Annotated in this window: 1 protein-coding gene; it reads left to right on the plus strand. The window is 51.9% G+C overall.

Annotated elements, in window-relative coordinates; genetic code table 11:
• The coding region (locus tag Q5741_RS21575) for an RHS repeat-associated core domain-containing protein (RefSeq protein WP_305026153.1) at positions 1-536 on the plus strand (536 nt) is incomplete at both ends.

Genomic DNA, 536 nt, shown 5'->3' on the forward strand with positions numbered 1-536 from the left:
AAGTACAACGGCGATGGTCTGATGAGCGAACGCACGGAGACCGTGGGCGGTGTATCCACCACAACCCGCTACTATTACGATGGTGAAAATATCATCGTGGAAGGCACGGTGAAAGACAGCCAAGTTACCTTCAAAGCCCACTATGTGCGCGGTGCGCAGCTGATCTATCGCCAGGACGACAGTGGCAAGGCGTATTACTTCCATAACGGACATGGTGACGTAACTGCTCTGCTGCAGGCAGACGGAACTGTTCTGAACACCTACAGCTACGACATTTGGGGTAACCCGGTGGTGAGTGAAGAGAAGGTCGAGAACTTGTTTGGCTACTCCGGTGAATACTGGGATGCCACGACGGGGCTGCAATATTTGCGTACTCGCTGGTATGACCCGGATCTGGGCCGGTTTATCCAGGAGGATACATTTGAAGGATTTATGAATCGCCCCGCAAGCTTGAATCCATATGTGTATGTGGAGAATAATCCAACAACTTACGTTGATCCAACCGGCGAAGCCACGCAGTATTGTGCGCTGAACTG

The organism is Paenibacillus lacisoli, from assembly GCF_030580655.1.
Lineage (GTDB): Bacteria > Bacillota > Bacilli > Paenibacillales > Paenibacillaceae > Paenibacillus > Paenibacillus lacisoli.